The following is a 17,502-nucleotide window of genomic DNA, read 5'->3' as shown; positions in this document are numbered from 1 at the left end:
CACTGTTTTATACTATATAATCATAATCACTGGTACAATAATAGCCTTGTCTTCTTTGGGTGTAACTCCAGAACAGTTTACTTTAGTGTTTGGTGCTCTTGGTGTTGGTATTAGTGTTGGTCTTAGAAACATCATCGCTAACTTTGTTTCGGGGCTTATTATGGTATTTGAGAGAGCAATTCAAATAGCTAATGCTATAGAGATAAATAAAACAATGGGTTCAGTTCAAAGCATAGGGGCAAGATCAAGCACTATAAAAACCTTTGATGGCTCCGATGTTATCCATACCGAATGCTTATTTTATCGCCAAAGAGATTACCAACTGGACATTATCGGATGAGTATAGAAGAAAAATTGTTGATTTTAAAGTTGATTATGAAAAGGATTAATTAAAAATTTTCTCCTAAGTATAAATAGAGTGTACTTTCATTTGCACTTGAAAAGCCATAGGCTAAATAAAATGGTCCGAGTACAGTGTCAGCAGCTAAATATAATGTTGCTGATTTATTCATCATGTTATAACTAACACTATCATTTATTCCCCAAGTATTACCAACTTCTAAGCTAAAACCAGTATACAACGGGGTATTTAAGGAGCCAAAGAAACCGCCATCTTTTAGCTGATATCTATACTTTATTAGACCTAAGAACATGTTGTCATTATTCAAAGAATACGGAGCAAATCCAGATAAGTTAAAAAGACCACCAAGTGTAAAGCTTCCGGGAAGGGATGTTATTCCGTCTTTTTTATATGTTGATCCATATTTTAGATAAGTTGTTAGATTATGAGAGTTAATAGTGATAGGCTTTTCAAAGTCTAAATAAATTTGTTCATAGTCGTAATCACTGCCAAGTTTATTCATCTCTTTTGTCCAAAGAATATTTGATTTAAATCCATTGTTTGGAAAATTAAGGTTATCAAGATTATCCATTTTTAATGAAGCATAAATAGGAACTCCATCATAGTTACTATTAAATTTTAATAATGACACATCTAGACTGTCTTTATATCTTGATATACCAGCCTCAATTTCGTAGTTAGTGAAAATGTGCGTCCCAATGCTAAGTGTAGCTCCATACCTCTCCACATCCATCTCGTAGTTACCTATAGTGCCAAGACTTAATGTCTTTGCGGGAATTAATTCATTTGTTGTACCGTAAATTAAAGAAGGTTTTATATAAAATTTTTGAAGAGGACTCAGTGGTTGAAAAAATTCTGTATAAGCTCCTTTTTTTCTACCTATTTCAAAATCATTTTTCCATTCACCTCCAAAATCGTTCAAGCCAAACATTGTATAGCCAAGCTTTAACGAATATGCGGAGTGACCTTTAAAATCATCTTCTATACCAAATGCAAAACGAACTTCTCCATTTGAATCCCAGCTAGGAGTCGTTACGATATGTAAAATATTTTTAGAATTTTTTTCTTCTAAAGTATAATCAATACTATCAAATTGTCCCATGTTGTATATACTAAGAATGTCTTTTCTTAATCTGTCTTCATCAAGAATATCTCCAGTTTGTAGATTTATCTTACCCAATATAACTTCATCACTAACCTGAGTTTTATTATTTAACACAATCTTATCTATCGTTTTAATTTTTAAATAGTTATTTTTTTTATGATTTTTTTTGTATTGAGCATATTCTACTTTACTTATAGAAAGATGTCTTAATTTAGTATCATATAGTTCGTTTGTAGCTTCTACTCCTGCGTGTATTATCTCTTTATATTTATGCGCATCAAGACCAGTAAAACCCTTTAGTTTTGGAGTTATTAATATGTCTTTTTCATTTAAAGTTGCTATGGACTCATTTGCATTTTTTCTCATTAAAATATTTATAAGTTGCCCCATAACAACAAAATATGAGTTTACATCTAAATTTTTGTCAAAATTTTCACTAACATCAACAGCTATTATAATGTCAGCACCCATTGCTTTTGCTACGTCTATAGGTATATTGTTACTCACTCCACCATCAACTAAATCTGTCCCATCTATACTAATGGGCTGAAAACCACCAGGAATAGCACTCGATGCATAAACGGATTTTGCTAAAGAACCAGATTTTAGAATAACTGCTTCACCATTTACAATATTGGTAGCGACAGCGCGAAAAGGTATACTTAATTCATTGAAGTTTCTTATATCTTCCACATGCTCAAATTCTTTTTTAAATTTCATGAGCATAGGCTGTCTTTTTAAGACACCAGTAGGCAATACTAAATTATTTTTAGCATCAACCCCTAAACCCAACTTTCCTTGGTATTTATACTCAGTTTCTTTTTTACGTATGGGTATATCCTCACGTTTAAAGTCAGTTCTTATGTGCTTCTCCCAGTCAGTAGAGACAAGTATACTCTCTATCTCTTTTGATGTTTTTCCAGAAGCATAAAGCCCACCAACAAAAGAACCCATACTTGTGCCAACTATGAAATCTATGGGTATGTTGTTTTCTTCCAAAACCTTTAAAACTCCAACGTGGGCTCCACCTCTAGCACCACCACCACTCAAAACAAGAGCTATGGAAGCTCTATCCTTCGCGCTCATAGAGCTTATAAGTAGCAAAAGTAATATAGTGAATTTGAATCTATTTTTCATAGTTTTTCTCATTTATTTTTAATATATTATATCTTTTTATTTCAGGAAAATTATGGAACCATAACTAGCAACTAGGCTAAGGCAGTATGGCGTAATTATAAGGGTATGGATATATAGTAAAAAACTAAATACACTACAAAGTTCTTCAGTTCGTTAGACCTTTATTTAAAAGCAATGTTAAAGATAAGCTGGAGTTTTAAGCTAGTTATTTTAATTTTCTTATCTACGTAATCTTTTTGATATAATTATATAATTTAATTATTTAGGATACTTTTTTGCAATTTACGAATGAACAACTCATAGAAAAAATCAATGAATTAAAAAATAAATTAGATGTGACTGTGGTCGCGCATTTTTATCAAAGAGACGAAGTCTTTGATATCGGAGATATCACAGGAGACTCTTTAGAACTTGCTACTCGAACAAGGGATGATGATGCAGAATTTGTTCTCTTCTGTGGTGTTGGTTTTATGGGACAAAGTGTAAAGGTGCTCAGTCCAAACAAACGTGTTGTTATGCCAAAGATCGCTTGTTGTGCAATGGCAAAAATGATAGATGGACTTTACTTTGAAGAGTCTGTAGCATTTATGCAAGAACATGGCATTACAAAAGAAGAGATTTTACCAATTACATACATTAACTCAAATGCAGATGTAAAAGCGAAAGTGGGTGAAATGGGTGGTTTAGTTTGTACAAGCTCTAATGCTAAAATTATCATTGCTGAAGCACTCAAAGAGGGTAAAAAAATTCTTTTTGTTCCAGATAGATGTTTAGGTCAAAACATAGCGAATCAGATGGGTTTAGAGTCGATGATAATTGGAGATGGTCAAAATCCTAAAGATAATGACATTATCTGTTATGATGGTTTTTGTTCCGTTCATCAACTCTTTAGTCTTGATGATATAGAGTTTTATAGAAATAAATTTCCAGGTATTTTAATCGCAGTTCACCCAGAATGTGATCCTGAGATTTGCGATGCTTCTGACTTTGTTGGATCAACTTCTCAACTCATTAAATATATCAAAGAACTTCCAGCTGAACAAAAAGTTGCAGTGGGAACCGAGTTTAACATGGTCAACCGTTTACGTCCATCAAATACTTATGTGCTTTCTTCAACAAAACCTGAGTGTCCTACAATGAATGAAACAACTTTAGAAGATGTGTATCTTACGCTAAAAGCAATTGATGATGGCAAACCAATCAATGAGATACATATAGAAGAAAAAACGCAGAAATGGGCAAAAATAGCCTTAGAAAGAATGTTGGCGTTATGATAAGAAAATTTGTAGAAGAATCCCTTGCGCAAGATGTCGGTCGTGGAGATTTATACGCTTTAGTGGAACCAAGTATTGATGCAAGAGCAGAGATTATTGCTAAAAGTAATGGTGTTCTTGCCGGAGTAGAGTATGTGAATGTTTTAGCAAAACTAGAAGGTTTTGAAGTTATTTGGGCTAAGAAAGATTCTGATGAGTTTGTAGCAGGTGAAGTACTCGTAACTTTAAGAGGAGGTTCTCATACACTTTTAAGAGTTGAGAGAACAGTACTAAATATGCTTCTTCATGCAAGTTCTATCGCAACGCTAACAAAACAATATGTAGAGATTGTTGAACCTTACGGTGTAAAACTTTTAGATACAAGAAAAACAAGACCACTTTTAAGAGTGTTTGAAAAGTATGCTACACGATGTGGAGGTGCTGTAAACCACAGAATGGGTCTTGATGATGCTCTTATGTTAAAAGACACACATTTAAAGACTATAGAAAACTTAAAAGAATACATTGAAAAAGCAAGAAAAAAAATACCATTTACCGCAAAAATTGAAGTAGAAGCAGAAACACTTGAGGTTGCATGTGAGGCTATGGAAGCTGGAAGTGACATAGTAATGTGTGATAATATGACTTTAAATCAAATTTTTGAAGTGGTAAGCTTTAGAGATAAAAATTTCCCGCATATACTACTAGAGGCAAGTGGAAATATCTCTCTTGATAGCATTGAGTCATATGCAAAAAGAGGAATCGACGCTATAAGCAGTGGATCATTAATTCACCAAGCAAATTGGATAGACTTATCGATGAAGATGCGTTAAGGACCTTTAATTAATGGCTGACGATCAGGAAAAGACGGAGGAACCCACCGATAAAAAAATTGAAGATGCGAGAAAAGAGGGAAATGTCCCTAAATCTCAAGATGCTTCAGGTGTTGTAACTCTTTTTGTCGCCATCCTCTCACTCTTAATGCTTTTCCCATTTATGGCTAAACATACCATAATCCTTTTTCAGTACTATTTTTCCCTTATTGGCACCCCTCTTGATAGACTCTTTATGATAGATATAGCAATAGTAACGATACGGGAATTTCTTTTAATCATAATGCCCTTAGCTGTAGCAGTCGCCACCGCTGGTGTTATTGCAGCAGTTGCACAGTTTGGATTTCTCTTTACTGTTCAAGCAATACAACCAAAGTTTAGTAAAATTGACCCTATTAAAGGAACAAAGAATCTTTTTTCAATGAAGAAGCTCATTGAAGGAGTCAAGATTACCTTTAAGGCATTTATAACCCTAGGTGTTGGATTTCTTTTCTTTTTTATGTTTATAAAAGAACTTCCTACAGTTGCACTTTTTGGATTAGATGATCAACTTGATTGGCTTGTAGATAAGATGATTATTATTGCTTTTGTGATGTTATTTATTATATTTATATTTGCTCTCATAGATTTAATTATAGTGAGAAAACAGTACTTTGATGGGCTTAAGATGAGTAAGCAAGAGATTAAAGATGAAATGAAAAATATGGAAGGGGATCCATTAATTAAAGCAAAGATTAGACAAAAGCAGATGGAAATGTCGAGCCAAAGAATGATGTCTGAAGTACCAAAAGCAGATGTTATTATTACCAACCCAACACACTATGCAGTTGCTTTAAAGTATGATGAAACTAAACATGCACCTGTAATAATTGCTAAGGGAATGGACCATATAGCCCAACAAATAAAAAAGATAGCACGTGAGAATGAAGTCCACATTGTACAAAATCCTCCACTTGCACGTAGTTTATACGATGATGTTGACCTTGATCACCCAATCCCAGAAGCACTCTATGCAGCAGTTGCAGAAGTACTTGCATATGTTTATAAAATGAATGAGGGAAAACGTTAATTTTTCATACATATTTTAATGTAAAAATTGATAAATATATACTTCTATAAAAACTAAATAATTTCGATTCTATTCCTACCATTTGTTTTAGCTTCAAATAATGCTTTGTCAGCTAACGTGACTAACTCATACACAGATGAATCATTCCTATCTTGTGCTACGCCAAAAGAACAATTTAATTGTATTCTATGATTACCAATCTGTAACTCTTCAGATTTCAATAAACTTTGAATTCTATTAAATATAATAACTGTCTCTTTTGCATCTGTATACATAAAAAAGATAAACTCTTCTCCACCATATCTGGCAACAATATCGTATGCTCTTATATGTTCAACAAAAATTCTACTTATTTCTACTAAAACTTGATCACCTACCTGATGCCCATATGTATCATTTATTTTCTTAAAGTAGTCGATATCAGCCATAACTATTGTAAAATCGGTTCTAGTAAGTCTAGCCTTTGAAAAGTCATATTCGATTTTTTCAAAAAAGTATTTTCTATTAAATATATTTGTCAAACCATCAAAATTTTTCTCATAGTTTTCACTTTCAATTACTAATGTTGTTAAGTTTTGCATAAATTGAAACTCTAAGATTGCAAAATCTTCATAAGTTTGCTCACCGACAGTTCCTGACGTACCATACTCCAACAATAAAGAGTTTTGTAATTTATGAAGTCGTTCATGCTCTCCTTCTAAATTCAATATCTTATCTTTTTTATCATCTATAGTTTTTATTTTTGAATTTAAAACTGCATTCAACATATGGGTAATTTCACAATTAGCGTATGATTGCTTTTCTAGTAAATTATCTAAATTGTCAATATTTTTATTACACACAAGTATCTTAAATAATCCTATCAATTTTTTTAAATGAATTTCCAAATTTGATTTTAAATTACTAGATAAGTCTTTATGTATATCTATTCTGTCATCATTTTTCATAAGATACCTTTTATAAATATAACTCATATTACATCATTATAAATAATTGTAACTTATGACTTAATTAAAAATTCTATTACATAAAATATAAAGTACTTTATAAAATGAATAACAAATAGAAAAATAGTATAATTGCACTTAATGAAAGATATAATTAAAAGAATTGATTCTGCCAAACATATTGTAGTAATTGCGCATATAAACCCTGATGCTGATTCACTAGGTTCTGCAAGTGCGATGTATACATACATACTTACCTTACATAAAAAGGTATCTCTTTTTTGTGTAAGTAAAAATATAAATCCAAAGTTGTCTTTTTTACCATGGGCTGACAAAGTGAGAAATTCATTTCCAGCTTCAGGGGATTTGGCAATTGCTTTGGATTGTGGTTCTATAGCTAGACTTGGGATTGATATAGAATGTGATTTGGTAAATATAGATCATCACCAAAGTAATCCAAAATATGGTGAATATAATTTAGTTGACACGAAGTGTATAAGTACGAGTCAAATTCTTTGTAATTTTTTTTTAGAAAATGAAATACCTATTAACAAAAAGATGGCCACATCACTCTACGCAGGGCTTTTAGATGATTCTGATGGTTTTATGTCTGATGATGTCGATGGTACAGTCTTGGCTACTTCAAAGATGTTAATAGAGTCGGGTGCAGAGTATAAACTATGTAACAAATACATAATGAAATACCAATCATTGGCAAGCTTAAGACTCAAAGCAATTATGCTTGGGAATATGAGTTTATTTAATGATGCTAGAATAGCCTTGTTTTTAGTAAGTAATGAAGATATGAAAAAAACTGGAGCTATTGGTGAAGATTGTGAGGGGGCTTTAGAAGAGTCACTTCACCTACCAACAGTTGAAGTAGCTGTTTTATTAAAAGAAAACAAAGACTTAAGTCTTAAAGGTTCTTTACGTACGTGTGGAAATATTGATGCATCAAAGATAGCATCAAAGTATAGTGGTGGCGGACATAAGAGTAGGGCAGGTTTTACTATGCGTAGTACTTGTACTCTTGAAGATGCATCACAAGAAATTTTAAAATTACTAAATAAGGAAATATAGTTTGGGAAAAAGTAAATCTAAGTCAACATTAGGAATCATAATTTTTGGTTTAATCATAGCATCTGTAATATATGTAAATACGGCATCAATGTTTGAAAAAGACGTGCCCATTGTTACAATGGAGAATAATGGATATTGGAATCTTAAAAAGTCATTGAAACTATCATTAAGCGATGAAAGTGGGGTAAAGTCATATAAGGTTATTTTTAAAAGTTCCAAGGGAGAGGAAACTCTTAGTCATGAACAGCTTATAGTTGCTGAAAAATCGATGGAGATTGATGTTAAAGCACCAAGAAATGCTTTTGCATTAAAAGATAATGAGATTACAGTTTCTGTTGAGGCGACAGATGCAAGCTCATGGAATTTTTTAAAGGGAAACAGCGTTAAGCAAGAGTTTCATATTCTTATAGATAAAAGAAGACCAAACACAAGTATTGTTAGTAATTCTTATGGGATTAAAAAAGGAGGTGCAGCTCTGGTAATATTCAAAGTCAAAGATGAGAATCTCAAAGATATTTATATAGAAACGAGTGCTGAAAATATTTTTAAGCCTCAGCCTTTCTACAAAGAAGGTTATTATATTTCACTTATTGCATGGCCGATTACTAGTAGTAGTTTTGACGCTACGATTGTAGCAAAAGACTTTGCAGGAAATATCAAAAAAACACATATCCCACTGTATCTTAAAGCAAAAAAATATAAAATTTCAAAAATTAAAATATCTGATAAATTTTTAGAAGGAAAGATTGCTGATTTAGCCGAAGAGTTTGAAGAAACTCAAGGTGTATTTGATTCTGTAGAACAGTTTAAAATTATAAATGAAAAAGTAAGGGCTAAAAATGAAAAGCTCATTCATGATATGGGTGCTGTTGTTTCAGATGAACAAATTGATAGTTTTAGAATTAATAAAATGTATCCACTTAAAAATGCGAAAGTAGTTGCATCTTTTGGAGACCATAGAAAGTATTTTTATAAAGGTAAAAAGATCAGTGAATCTTACCATTTAGGACTTGATTTAGCTTCAAATGCAATGGCAAGTATCAAACCACAAAATGCTGGAAAAGTTGTCTATACAGAGTATAATGGTCTTTATGGTAATATGCCTATGCTAGATCATGGTTTAGGTTTATATACACTTTATGGACATTGTTCAAGTGTTAATGTAAATACAGATGATGAAGTTTCAGTAAAAACAGATATTGCCAATACTGGAAAAAGTGGTTATGCTATGGGTGATCATTTACATTTTGGTGTATTAGTTCAAGGTGTTGAAGTTCGTCCAGAAGAGTGGATGGATACACAATGGATAAAACTAAATATTACGAATGTTATTAAAGAATCGAAAAAGATAATAAATAAAAGTTAATTGGAGCGATACATGTACCAAACTACTATAAAGAAACCTGTTGAACTTGTCGGAATAGGACTTCATAAGGGTTCCCCTGTAAAACTTAAACTAGAACCATTAAGTTCTAACAGTGGTATTGTTTTTTATCGTAGTGACGTTGATGTTGCTATACCTTTACTCCCACAAAATGTAGTAGATACAAAAATGGCTACTGTAATAGGTAAAGACGGTCATGTGATCTCTACTATAGAGCACCTCCTTTCTGCTATTTATGCATATGGAATTGATAATTTAAAAGTGATTGTTGATGCAGATGAAGTTCCTGTTATGGATGGAAGTTCTGCTAGTTTTTGTATGCTCTTAGATGAAGCTGGCATAGAAGAACAAGACCAACCAAAAAAAGTTATGCGTATTAAAAAAGATATTATCGTTCAAGAAGGAGAGAAGTATGTAAAACTATCTCCTTCACCTGATCTGAAGTATGACTTTAGAATTAAGTTTCCTCATCCTGTGATTCAAAATCAAGATTATGTTTTAGAATTTACAAAAGAATCATACAAAAATGAAATTTCTCGTGCAAGAACTTTTGGATTCTTACATGAAGTTCAGTATCTTCGTTCTAAAGGTTTAGCACTTGGTGGTTCTTTAGAGAATGCAATAGTCTTAGATGATAAAAAGGTTTTAAATCCGGAAGGACTAAGATTTACAGATGAGTTTGTACGACATAAAATTCTTGATGCTATTGGAGATATGTCTTTAATAGGTATGAATTTTGTAGGAAACTATGAAGCCCTTGCTGGAAGTCATGACCTAAATCATAAGCTGACATTAGAACTACTCAAAAACCCTGAAAACTATGAGGTGATTGAGCTAGTTGGGGAAAAAACTGCAGCCCTTGAAAAAGCGTATGCATAAAAAAGTAGATATTCTTCTTATTGCATTATCTTCACCGATACAAATCGGAATTTATGAAGATAAGCAACTTATAGATAGCATTAGTTCTTCGAAAAAAAGTTCTGACGTTTTAGCTACCACCTTTAATGACATATTTAATATATATGATGTAAAGAGATTTTTTTATGCAAATGGTCCAGGTAGTTTTATGGCGATTAAAGTTGCGTATATTTTTTTAAAATCTATGAGTATTTTGAAGAAAATTCCACTTTTTGCAACAGATGCATTTTATTTTAATCAAAACAGGCCAATCAAAGCGATTGGAAAGTTATGTTTTGTTAAAATAAACTCAGAAATAAAAACTCAAAAGTTAGAAACAGTACCAGAGTCGAACTTTGTTCTTCCAAATGTACTTGATTATAATGAGTTTAGTACGATATCAACACCGCTTTATAGTATAGGTGCTGTTGGTTAGATAATCACAAGGTTACGATAAATCATGACAATAAGTGTACCAGCGACAAGTGCTAACCTAGGACCAGGATTTGATTCCTTAGGGTTAGCAGTTGACTTACGTAATCGTGTAGAGTTTCACCACTCAAAGTTTTTTTCTGTAGCTATTAAAGGTGAAGGTGAAAATAACCCTCGATTAAAGGGCAATAATCTTTTTATAAGTATTTTTAATGAGCACTATATGCGACTTACTAAGAATAAACAAAATTTTAAATTTACTTTTTATAATTCTATTCCAATGTCTAGAGGTTTAGGTTCTTCATCAGCTGTAATTGTTTCAGCTATTGCTGCAGCACATGAAGCTGCCGGTATTAGAGTTTCAAAAAGAAGAATCCTAAACCATGCACTTGTATACGAATCTCATCCCGACAATATAACTCCTGCAGTTATGGGTGGATTTAATGCGGCAACAGTTGAAAAAAACAAAGTGTTTTCACAGAAAAAACATTTACCTGATTATATAAAGGCGATAGTAGTTATTCCAAATAAGCAAATGAATACAGCGAGAGGTAGAACATTACTTCCAAAGTCATACTCAAAGGAAAATGCGACGTATAACCTTTCTCATACAGCCTTGAGTGTGGCCGCATTTTTTAATGAAGATTGGGAAATGCTTAAGCTTGCGTCGCAAGATAGATTCCATCAAAAGGCTAGAATGAAAACATTACCGGAGTTATTTTCTGTTCAAAAAGTTGCGTATGAAAGTGGAGCACTAATGAGTACACTTTCCGGAAGTGGTTCAACGTTTTTTTCAATGGCGTATGATGAAGATGCAGCTATGATTGCAAATAAATTAAGTCAAAAATTTCCAGACTTTATAGTCAAAATACTTGACTTTGATAACAATGGGCTGATAATAGAGAAGTAACTCTATTAAATCAAGCAAACTTTAGATATAATGGCGAAAAATTTTCATCAAGCTATTCGAATGTGTATTTCATGTAGAAATAGACAGGAGCAAAAGCTTTTAGTAAGACTTCAATGTAAAGAAGGTTTATTAGAAGCTTTTAACAATACTGGGCGAAGTTTTTATATATGTAATGATTGTCTTAGCAATGAGAAGAAAATCATTAAAGCACTTATGCGACAGTGTAAAAGTGGCGAAAAAGAAAGACTAGTAAACAGACTAAAGGAGATCATCACTGATGACAGAAAAAGTTAAAGTAAGTGAAATAGCAGCAGAATTAGGAATTACTCCAAAGGACGTTCTTAAAAAGGCTTTAGATTTAAATATAGAAGCAAAAGCAGCAAATAGTTCAGTTACAATGGAAGATGCAGATAATTTAATGAAGTTCATTATGAATGGTGAAGCAAAAGCACCGGCAGCTCCTATAGCAACGAATACTGTAAAAAAAGCAGTAGTAGAAGAAAAAACTGAAGTTCCAGCCGAAACAGCGAAAAGTGAAGTTGTAGAAGCAAAGGCAGAAGTAAAGAATGAGGACTCTCCTGTAAAAGAAGAAACTCCAACTTCTGAAGTAAAAAAAGATCCAATAAAAGTAGTGAATAAAATAACTACTCTTAAAACTACTATTGTTCCTATAAAGAAAAAGTCTGGTCTTAAAATTGTTAAAAAGAAAAAGCCAAGAGTTGTAGAAAATTATAATTTACCTACAAAACAAGCTTCTGTATCCTCATATGGAAAAATGAGTGCTGAAGTTTTAGAAGAACTTGCGCAAAAGAAAAGATCAAGAACTTCATCTAGTACAGCTCGAAAACAAGAGCAAGGTAAACGTATAGATATCTTCGGTGGTGCTATGGCTGATGTATCAATGGACATGGATGGACAAGTAACTCTTCTTGATTTAAACTCAACAGAACGTGCTCCTTTACCTAAAGAAGAAGCAAGAAAACCTAGACCACCGAAACCAGCTGGTAGAAATGCAAATAAAAAACAAGCGCCTCGTGGTAGAAAAGTTCGTAAAGAGAAAAAGACAAAGTATGCAAAAGCTAAACTAGAAGATGAAGTAATCACTCACGTAGAGATTCCTGAAGATATCCGTGTTTATGAATTTGCAGAAGCTCTCAATCGTCCTATATCTGACATTATCAAAGTTCTATTTGATCTTGGTATGATGATGACTAAAAATGATTTCCTTGGAAATGATGAGATTGAAATTCTTTCTGAAGAATTTGAAGTTGAAGTAACTATCATTGATCCAAAAGATGAGTTTACTCAGGATGAAGAAGATATTGAAGAAGATCCAGATGCAACTGAAAGAGCTCCTGTTATTACAATTATGGGACATGTTGATCATGGTAAAACATCACTTCTTGATGCAATACGCGAAGCAAAAGTAACAGATGGTGAAGCGGGTGGAATTACACAGCATATTGGTGCATATACAATTGAACAGCATGGTAAACCGATTACATTCATAGATACTCCGGGACATGCTGCCTTTTCTCATATGCGTCAAAAAGGTACGGATATTACAGATATTATCGTTATTGTTGTTGCTGCTGATGATGGTGTGAAGCCACAAACTCTTGAAGTTATCAAAATGGCAAAAGAATCAGGTGCTCCAATTATTGTTGCACTAAACAAAATGGATAAAGAAACTGCACAACCAGATATGGTTAAAGGTCAAATGGCTGAGCAGGGTATTAATCCAGTTGATTGGGGTGGGGATATAGAATTTGTTCCTGTTTCTGCAAAATCTGGAATGGGTATTGATGATTTACTCGAAAATATTCTTACTACTGCTGAAATATTAGAACTTAAAGCAAATGAAAATGCATTAGCTAAAGCAGCTGTTATTGAATCTTCTTTAGAAAAAGGTCGTGGTCCAGTTGCTACAGTTATCGTTCAAAATGGTACTCTTAAAGTTGGTGATTATGTAGTTTGTGGTGCTGCTTATGGTCGTGTTAAAGCAATGTTAGATGAAAACAACAAACAAATAAAAACTCTTTTACCATCTCATACAGCAGTAATTGCTGGTCTTAATGAAGTTCCAGCATCTGGTGAACTTATGACAGTTATGAATAATGACAAAGAAGCAAAAGAGTTTGCGCTTAAACGTCATGAGTATGATAGACATAAAGAGCTTTCTATCTCAACTAAGTCTAGCTTAGAAGATATGACAGCAATGATTGCAGAGGGTAAACTTAAATCTCTTAAAGTTGTTCTTAAAACTGATGTTCATGGTACTCTTGAAGCAATTAGATCATCTATTACAGCACTTAGAAATGATGAAGTTAAAGTAAACATTATCTCTTCAGGTGTTGGTGGAATCACAGAAAATGATGTTGAACTTGTTAACAACTCTGAGAATTGTGTACTTCTTGGATTTAATGTACGTCCTACAGGTAGTGTAAAAGCTGCTGCAAAGCAAAAAAGTGTTGAGATTAAAACATACTCAATTATTTACCAACTAATAGATGATATTACTGGAATGCTTACAGGAATGATGGCTCCGAAATATACTGAAGAAAATACTGGTCAAGCAGAAGTTAAAGAAGTATTTAAAATACCTAAGGGTGTTGTTGCCGGTTCTGTTGTTGTTGATGGAAGACTTATCCGTGGTGGTATGGTTCGTGTTATTCGTGATGGTGTTGTTCATTACGAAGGTGAGCTTACTTCACTTAAACGTTTCAAAGATGATGTTGAAGAAATCGGTAATGGTTATGAATGTGGTGTTGTTATCAGTGGTTATGACGATGTTGTACCAGGCGATGTACTAGAAACATTCAGAAAAGTTGAGCAAAAAGTAAGTCTATAAATGACAGAAGCTCAGATAAAGATCAAGAGAACTGAATCAATTCTTCAAGAGTTGATTCCTCAAGCTCTTGCGCACATGAATGATAAAAGACTTCATAATCTAAATATTCTTGAAGTGAAATGTGCTCGTGGTAAAAGTGATGCAAAGGTTTATATTGATCCTGCCCAATACTCAGACCAAGAAAAGCGTGACTACCTTAAACTTCTTCGTAAAGCCCGTCCTATAGTAGAAACACATTGTTTGAAAGATCAAGGCTGGTACCGTTGTCCGAAATTCACATTTGAATTTGATGAGCATTTAAAACAAGCTCAAAATATTGATGATTTATTTAAAAAAATTGCCAAAGATAAAGAGGAAGATTAATGTCACTACAAAGCGATATAAACTCACTTATTACTTCAGTTGATTTAGAACTTTATGATGCAAGCATTGTAAATGAAAATGATGAAACTATTTATCGTATAGGTGTTATCTCAAAAGAGATAGAAGATGGTAAGAGAAAGAGTGTGCCCTTAGATGCATATATAGAATTAACGCATCTTATTTCACCACTTTTAGATGTTACTCCTCCCGTTTCTGGTGATTATAGACTTGAAGTTGGTTCTCCTGGTATTGAGAGAAAAATTACGACTATTAATCACTTTAAATTAAGTCTTGGAGAAAAAGTTTCTATACTTGCGAATGAAAAAGTAAAATATAGAGGAACTTTACTTAAAGTTGAAGGTTCAAAGCTTTTTGTAGAACTTGAAAACGAAACTGTTGAAGTTGAATTTAATGATATTATTAAAGCTAAAACATACTTTGAGTGGTAAGCTTACAAGCTAATGTTAATCAATAACGATTTTTTTATGAAATTAGCCTTGAAAGAGGCTTGGAAATATCAGGGATTAACATATCCAAATCCAGCAGTTGGTTGTTGTGTAGTCGGTAAAAATAACGAAATATTGGCTGTTGCAGCCCATAGAAAAGCGGGTGAAGCTCACGCTGAAGTTAACGCTTTAAAAGCTGCGTATTACAAACTTACACAAGACTCTTATATTTTATCACTAGCAAAATCGGTAGATATTCATACTCATTTACTTAGTAATCATAGCAATATATTTCATAACGTTACGCTGTATACAACGCTAGAACCATGTGCTCATTTTGGGAAAACGCCCTCATGTGCATCACTTATAAGTGATCTTGGTATCAAAGAAGTATATGTGGGTAGTTATGATACTAATCCGCAGGCAGAAAATGGAAACATGATTTTGTCTAAAAATAATTGTACGGTATATACTGAGTTATTAGAAAAAGAGTGTGATGCGTTATTATTGCCTTTTAATACATGGCGAGAAAAAAACTTTGTATTTTTTAAATGGGCACAAAGACTTAATGGTACTACTGATGGAATGGAAATATCTTCAGCTGAATCAAGAAAGAATGTTCATGCTATGCGTGATGTGTGTGACCTACTTGTTATAGGTGGAAATACAGTACGCATTGACAGACCGACACTAGATGCAAGGTTAGTAGATGGAAAAGCTCCTGATGTACTTATTCTCTCACGTGAGAAAGAGTTTGATACTACAATCCCACTTTTCAGTGTGGCGAATAGAAAAGTATTTATAGAAAATGATTTCTCAAAATTAGAAGTATATAAAAATATAATGATAGAAGGGACATCAAGTATGTATGAACTCTCTCGTGAATATGTGGATATGTATTTGTCTTACACGGCCCCTAAGTTGGGTGGAGAAGAAATTTTTAATGTCAGTAATGATAAACTAGAAATTTTAAATATAGAGAAAGAGACACAAGATATAATTATGTGGATGAAAAAGGAAGTTTAACTATGGCTCAAGATCAACAAAAACAAGAAAAAATTGTATCAATGTTTGATGATATCGCACCAACATATGATACTGCAAATCGTGTTATGAGTATGGGTGTTGATAAATCTTGGAGACGAAAAGCTTGTGATTTATCTTACAAGTTCTACGGGAAAGAATCTATACCTCAAATAGTAGATGTAGCTTGTGGCACTGGTGATATGATGGACTTTTGGCGAAGTCGTGCACAGCGTGCTGACATAAAAATTAAAAATATTGTTGGTGTAGATCCATCTGTGGGGATGGTTGATGTAGCGAAAAAAAAATATCCTACTTTTATCTATCATATAGCCAAAGCTACTGAAATCCCATTAGAAGATGCAAGTAGTGATATTCTTAGTATCACATATGGAATAAGAAATGTTGTTGAACGTAAAGAAGCTCTTGTTGAATTCAACCGTGTACTTAAAAAAGATGGTCTGGTTGTTATCTTAGAATTTATGAAAAACGAAAATCCTTCATTACTGGGTAAAATACGTGATTTTTATATGAATAAAGTTCTCCCAAAAGTTGGTGGAGCGATTTCGAAAAATCTTGCTGCGTATGAGTATTTACCCAACTCTATAGAAGATTTCTCAACAGTTGAAAATATGCAAAACGAATTAGAAAGTGCAGGTTTTGAAATGCTCTACACTAAGAGTTTTTCTATGGATATATCTACACTTCTTATAGCTAGAAAGAAATAATTTTAGTTCTCAAGTTTAATAAATCCCCAAGTTTGACTTGGGAATTTGCCATTAAAGAAATACCTTTTGGAGTTAAAAACCTCGTTGCACCTTATTATTATTACTGAGATTAAGCAATAACATCAAAATCCCCAAATCTCCACAAATCTTTTAAACCTGTTGCAATTTTTTCATAAAGTTTTATACTCTCTTTGAGTTCTATTTTCACATAGACACCATCATGTAAATTACTTTTAGAGAGTATCTCTTTTAAGTCATTAGCAACTGTTTCAAAGTGCTCTATAGCCCCAGATTTTGAAAAACCTCCCTTAACAATGTGAGATGTTAAATACTCTTGTGAACCCACTACTTCATAAATAGGTTTTTGTGTTGGTAAAGAATCCATTTTATTGCTAAGATTTTCATTATAAAGAGTATATAGTTCTTGAAACTAATCAGTTTTGACTTAATGAAAAATATGGGTGCTTAAAACACCTCTCGAACTATGGTATATTGGGAGTAAACAAAGGTTTATTTACAAATGGCTGTAAAAAAGCTCTAAAATATGCATAAATTATCAATCTAAAAATGTTATTTCTAAGGGTATGAGGAGAGGAATTAAACGATATTTTTGTAAAGATTGTAGGACTTCCTTTAGTTCCAATAGACGACCAGAACAACTAGAAAAAATTATCTTTGAAGAA

18 protein-coding genes are annotated in these 17,502 nt (G+C 32.8%); 15 read left to right on the top strand and 3 right to left on the bottom strand.

Annotated features, from left to right (window positions below; all coding sequences use genetic code 11):
- On the top strand, positions 1-340 hold a 340-nt coding region (locus tag ACI9TV_RS13535; RefSeq protein WP_415251348.1), incomplete at its 5' end, for a mechanosensitive ion channel domain-containing protein.
- A 49-nt stretch (positions 341-389) separates the two neighbouring features.
- Here ACI9TV_RS13535 and ACI9TV_RS13530 read toward each other — a convergent pair.
- Positions 390-2,603: a patatin-like phospholipase family protein gene (locus tag ACI9TV_RS13530; RefSeq protein ID WP_415251347.1), complete on the bottom strand. Its 2,214-nt coding sequence runs from the start codon at positions 2,601-2,603 to the stop codon at positions 390-392.
- A gap of 275 nt (positions 2,604-2,878) precedes the next feature.
- On the opposite strand from ACI9TV_RS13530, the gene nadA reads away from it, so the two are divergent.
- The 3 genes from nadA to flhB are packed head-to-tail and all read left to right on the top strand — an operon-like array spanning position 2,879 to position 5,758.
- Positions 2,879-3,877 (top strand): quinolinate synthase NadA, encoded by a 999-nt coding sequence (gene nadA, locus ACI9TV_RS13525; RefSeq protein ID WP_415251346.1) that lies wholly within the window; start codon positions 2,879-2,881, stop codon positions 3,875-3,877.
- Positions 3,874-4,689, top strand: a complete 816-nt coding sequence (nadC, locus tag ACI9TV_RS13520; protein WP_415251349.1) for a carboxylating nicotinate-nucleotide diphosphorylase — start codon at positions 3,874-3,876, stop codon at positions 4,687-4,689. Before nadA ends, nadC begins: the two co-directional genes overlap by 4 nt.
- Positions 4,690-4,702: 13 nt before the next feature.
- Positions 4,703-5,758, top strand: a complete 1,056-nt coding sequence (flhB, locus tag ACI9TV_RS13515; protein ID WP_415251345.1) for a flagellar biosynthesis protein FlhB — start codon at positions 4,703-4,705, stop codon at positions 5,756-5,758.
- Between the two features lie 53 nt (positions 5,759-5,811).
- On the opposite strand, the gene ACI9TV_RS13510 is transcribed toward flhB, so the two are convergent.
- Complete coding sequence (locus tag ACI9TV_RS13510; RefSeq protein WP_415251344.1) at positions 5,812-6,705, bottom strand: GGDEF domain-containing protein; 894 nt, start codon at positions 6,703-6,705, stop codon at positions 5,812-5,814.
- A gap of 141 nt (positions 6,706-6,846) precedes the next feature.
- On the opposite strand from ACI9TV_RS13510, the gene ACI9TV_RS13505 reads away from it, so the two are divergent.
- From ACI9TV_RS13505 to ubiE, 11 genes are read left to right on the top strand one after another with little or no spacing between them, the layout of a single operon-like run.
- Positions 6,847-7,785: a DHH family phosphoesterase gene (locus ACI9TV_RS13505; protein WP_415251343.1), complete on the top strand. Its 939-nt coding sequence runs from the start codon at positions 6,847-6,849 to the stop codon at positions 7,783-7,785.
- Position 7,786: 1 nt separating this feature from the next.
- Positions 7,787-9,151 (top strand): M23 family metallopeptidase, encoded by a 1,365-nt coding sequence (locus tag ACI9TV_RS13500; RefSeq protein ID WP_415251342.1) that lies wholly within the window; start codon positions 7,787-7,789, stop codon positions 9,149-9,151.
- Between the two features lie 12 nt (positions 9,152-9,163).
- Positions 9,164-10,048, top strand: coding sequence for a UDP-3-O-acyl-N-acetylglucosamine deacetylase (gene lpxC, locus ACI9TV_RS13495; protein ID WP_415251341.1), 885 nt, complete (start codon positions 9,164-9,166; stop codon positions 10,046-10,048).
- Positions 10,041-10,502 (top strand): hypothetical protein, encoded by a 462-nt coding sequence (locus ACI9TV_RS13490; protein ID WP_415251340.1) that lies wholly within the window; start codon positions 10,041-10,043, stop codon positions 10,500-10,502. The genes lpxC and ACI9TV_RS13490 overlap by 8 nt, the downstream gene beginning before the upstream one ends.
- Before the next feature lie 24 nt (positions 10,503-10,526).
- Positions 10,527-11,408, top strand: a complete 882-nt coding sequence (gene thrB / locus ACI9TV_RS13485; protein WP_415251339.1) for a homoserine kinase — start codon at positions 10,527-10,529, stop codon at positions 11,406-11,408.
- A gap of 30 nt (positions 11,409-11,438) precedes the next feature.
- Positions 11,439-11,702 carry a hypothetical protein gene (locus ACI9TV_RS13480; protein ID WP_415251338.1) on the top strand — a complete coding sequence of 88 codons (264 nt, stop codon included), beginning with the start codon at positions 11,439-11,441 and terminating at the stop codon, positions 11,700-11,702.
- Positions 11,686-14,259 carry a translation initiation factor IF-2 gene (infB, locus tag ACI9TV_RS13475; RefSeq protein WP_415251337.1) on the top strand — a complete coding sequence of 858 codons (2,574 nt, stop codon included), beginning with the start codon at positions 11,686-11,688 and terminating at the stop codon, positions 14,257-14,259. The genes ACI9TV_RS13480 and infB overlap by 17 nt, the downstream gene beginning before the upstream one ends.
- Positions 14,260-14,622 carry a 30S ribosome-binding factor RbfA gene (rbfA, locus tag ACI9TV_RS13470; RefSeq protein WP_415251336.1) on the top strand — a complete coding sequence of 121 codons (363 nt, stop codon included), beginning with the start codon at positions 14,260-14,262 and terminating at the stop codon, positions 14,620-14,622. It begins immediately after the preceding gene.
- Positions 14,622-15,071: a ribosome maturation factor gene (locus ACI9TV_RS13465; protein WP_415251335.1), complete on the top strand. Its 450-nt coding sequence runs from the start codon at positions 14,622-14,624 to the stop codon at positions 15,069-15,071. The genes rbfA and ACI9TV_RS13465 overlap by 1 nt, the downstream gene beginning before the upstream one ends.
- A gap of 36 nt (positions 15,072-15,107) precedes the next feature.
- Entirely contained in the window at positions 15,108-16,094 is a 987-nt protein-coding gene (ribD, locus tag ACI9TV_RS13460; RefSeq protein ID WP_415251334.1) for a bifunctional diaminohydroxyphosphoribosylaminopyrimidine deaminase/5-amino-6-(5-phosphoribosylamino)uracil reductase RibD, read from the top strand.
- Between the two features lie 2 nt (positions 16,095-16,096).
- Positions 16,097-16,819 (top strand): bifunctional demethylmenaquinone methyltransferase/2-methoxy-6-polyprenyl-1,4-benzoquinol methylase UbiE, encoded by a 723-nt coding sequence (gene ubiE, locus ACI9TV_RS13455; protein ID WP_415251333.1) that lies wholly within the window; start codon positions 16,097-16,099, stop codon positions 16,817-16,819.
- Positions 16,820-16,928: 109 nt separating this feature from the next.
- On the opposite strand, the gene ACI9TV_RS13450 is transcribed toward ubiE, so the two are convergent.
- Entirely contained in the window at positions 16,929-17,204 is a 276-nt protein-coding gene (locus ACI9TV_RS13450; RefSeq protein ID WP_415251332.1) for a hypothetical protein, read from the bottom strand.
- Positions 17,205-17,502 lie beyond the last annotated feature (298 nt).

It is taken from the genome of Sulfurimonas sp. (assembly GCF_047622445.1).
In the GTDB taxonomy this organism is placed as follows: Bacteria; Campylobacterota; Campylobacteria; order Campylobacterales; family Sulfurimonadaceae; genus Sulfurimonas.
The sequence above is the reverse complement of the archived record's forward strand: the minus strand, read 5'-3'. Positions and strand labels throughout refer to the sequence as shown.